The 2,639-nt window shown below is 58.8% G+C and carries 3 protein-coding genes; 2 read left to right on the forward strand and 1 reads right to left on the reverse strand.

Annotated elements, in window-relative coordinates; translation table 11 throughout:
* Positions 1-77: 77 nt before the first annotated feature.
* Positions 78-977, reverse strand: coding sequence for a LysR family transcriptional regulator ArgP (locus ALO64_RS01840; RefSeq protein WP_044345801.1), 900 nt, complete (start codon positions 975-977; stop codon positions 78-80).
* A 94-nt stretch (positions 978-1,071) separates the two neighbouring features.
* On the opposite strand from ALO64_RS01840, the gene ALO64_RS01845 reads away from it, so the two are divergent.
* Positions 1,072-1,674, forward strand: a complete 603-nt coding sequence (locus tag ALO64_RS01845; protein ID WP_019741825.1) for a LysE/ArgO family amino acid transporter — start codon at positions 1,072-1,074, stop codon at positions 1,672-1,674.
* Positions 1,675-1,866: 192 nt separating this feature from the next.
* Positions 1,867-2,448, forward strand: coding sequence for a superoxide dismutase [Fe] (gene sodB, locus ALO64_RS01850; RefSeq protein WP_005734692.1), 582 nt, complete (start codon positions 1,867-1,869; stop codon positions 2,446-2,448).
* The last annotated feature ends 191 nt before the right edge of the window (positions 2,449-2,639 follow it).

The following is a 2,639-nucleotide window of genomic DNA, read 5'->3' on the forward strand; positions in this document are numbered from 1 at the left end:
TTGTCTACACCCTCTTAACGCATCTGCAGAAAAGGGAAAACCCTGCCTGCATGGATTACACATGATCATGTTGACGATCATTCCTCGCTCAGCGGCACCAGCCAATCGGCCGAATGTTGCGCAAGATGTTCGGTAAGCTGCGTCAAGAGCTGCCCGCCATTGCGCCAATAGTGCCAGTACAACGGCACATCGATGCAGCGCTCTGGCAGCAATTCAAGCAGGGTGCCGCTGCGCAATTGGTCGCGCACCTGCAACTCGGGCGCCAGGCCCCAGCCCATCCCGGCCTCGATCATACGTATGAAACCTTCGGACGACGGGCACAAATGATGCTCGAAGCCGTCCTGAACGCCAAGAAGTGCCAGATAACGATGCTGCAAAAGGTCGTCCGGCCCGTACACCAGTGCTGCCGATCTGGCCAGATTTGCCGGGCTCACGCCGTGCGGAAAATGGCGGGCGATGAATGAAGGACTGGCCAGCGCCCGATAGCGCATGGCCCCCAGCAACTGGCTGCGCGCCCCGGCCACCGGACGCTCGCTGCCACACAGGCAGGCCGCGACCTCGCCTGCACGCATGCGCTTGAGCCCTACGTCCTGATCTTCGACAACCAGATCCAGCAACAGCCGGTGTTGCGTGCAAAACGCGCCGATGGCCGGTGCCCACCAGGTCGCCAGACTGTCGGCATTCAAGGCGATTCGCAGACGCTCGGGCATGCCCTCTTCATCCAGCGCCGGCACCTGACTCTGCAAGTCGCGCTCCAGCAAACGGACCTGCTGTACATGATTGAGCAGGCGGCGTCCGATGTCGGTCGGGCTCGGTGGCGTCGCGCGCACCAGCACCGGCAGACCAATGCGTGCCTCCAGCAATTTGATGCGCTGCGAAACCGCAGATTGAGACAGCCCCAGCACCTGAGCGGCACGCTCGAAACCGGCTTGCTCGATCACAGCCGCCAATGCAGATAACAATTTGTAGTCGAACATCAGTTTTCCTAATGAGCGATGATTATTATTTGTTTTCCTTATAGCGCTCACCCTCTGAGAATGGCTACCTGAATCTGCTCAATGGAACATCCTCATGTGGCAAAGCTACCTCAATGGGCTGCTGATCGCGGCAGGCCTGATCATGGCTATCGGTACTCAAAATGCTTTTGTGCTGGCTCAGGGCCTGCGTCGTGAACATCACGTGCCCGTGGCGTTGCTGTGCATTGTGTGCGACGCCATTCTGGTGGCGGCAGGCGTCTTCGGACTGGCCAATGTGCTCGCACAAAACCCGACATTGCTGGCGGTAGCGCGCTGGGGCGGCGTGATATTCCTGAGCTGGTATGGCCTGCAGGCATTACGCCGCGCCTGCTCACGGCAGAGCCTGGAACACAGCGCAGCGGTTGGCAGAAAATCACTGCGCACCGTGTTGCTTAGTGCGCTGGCCGTTACCTTGCTGAACCCGCACGTGTATCTGGACACCGTACTGCTGATTGGCTCGCTCGGGGCACAACAGGACGTGCCGGGGGCGTACGTGGCCGGTGCTGCCAGCGCCTCGCTGCTGTGGTTCTCAAGCCTGGCACTTGGTGCGGCATGGCTCGCGCCCTGGCTGGCCCGCCCCGCCACATGGCGCATGCTGGACGTGATGATCGCCGTGATGATGTTCAGCGTGGCCTTTCAGTTGATCCGCTCAGCCTGACGGGTTTCATGACCTCCAGGTCAAACGCGTTGGAACCTCTATCCCACACAGTTGTTGCGTGGTTAAGCCGCAGACCCGGTGCTATGATCCGGGGCCTGCGCCGCAAAAGAGTAAAACTCCCGGTGCATGCTGTATCTGGCCGCCCGTGATCGGCCGTGCGATTACCGCAATTGACCTGAAAGGAGATAAACCATGGCTTTTGAATTGCCGCCACTGCCCTACGCCAAAGACGCTCTGGTGCCGCACATTTCTGCGGAGACTCTGGAATATCACCACGACAAGCACCACAACACCTACGTCGTGAACCTGAACAACCTGGTGCCAGGCACCGAGTTCGAAGGCAAGACCCTGGAAGAAATCATCAAGACCTCCTCGGGCGGTATCTTCAACAACGCCGCTCAGGTCTGGAACCACACGTTCTACTGGGAATGCCTGGCCCCTAACGCTGGCGGCGAGCCTACCGGCGCTCTGGCCGAAGCCATCAACAAGGCGTTCGGTTCCTTCGACAAGTTCAAGGAAGAGTTCAGCAAGACTTCCATCGGCACATTCGGCTCCGGCTGGGGCTGGCTGGTGAAGAAGGCTGACGGCTCTCTGGCTCTGGCCAGCACCATCGGTGCCGGCAACCCGCTGACCAGCGGCGACACCCCGCTGCTGACCTGCGATGTGTGGGAACACGCCTACTACATCGACTACCGCAACCTGCGTCCTAAGTACGTAGAAGCGTTTTGGAACCTGGTGAACTGGGACTTCGTGGCCAAGCAATTCGAAGCCTGATTCCAGCCTCATCGAAAAACCCGGCTGNNNTGCCGGGTTTTTTATGCTCCAGGTTTACACCTGTAGTCTTTCCAGATTCGTGTTTAATAAACGGCGTCAGACTTCGACCTTTCAGTCAGGTGAACAGCAAATGTTTTTTCGCCTGCCGCTGTTACTTTGTGTATTGTCAGAAACGCTAGGAGGGTGTAGAC

The organism is Pseudomonas meliae (assembly GCF_001400515.1).
GTDB classification, from domain to species: Bacteria; Pseudomonadota; Gammaproteobacteria; order Pseudomonadales; family Pseudomonadaceae; genus Aquipseudomonas; species Aquipseudomonas amygdali.

What these genes read in the sequence shown, in the direction of transcription:
- ALO64_RS01840 (WP_044345801.1), bottom strand. Translation starts at nt 977, where the DNA reads ATGTTCGACTACAAATTGTTATCTGCATTGGCGGCTGTGATCGAGCAA.
- ALO64_RS01845 (WP_019741825.1), top strand. Translation starts at nt 1,072, where the DNA reads ATGTGGCAAAGCTACCTCAATGGGCTGCTGATCGCGGCAGGCCTGATC.
- sodB (WP_005734692.1), top strand. Translation starts at nt 1,867, where the DNA reads ATGGCTTTTGAATTGCCGCCACTGCCCTACGCCAAAGACGCTCTGGTG.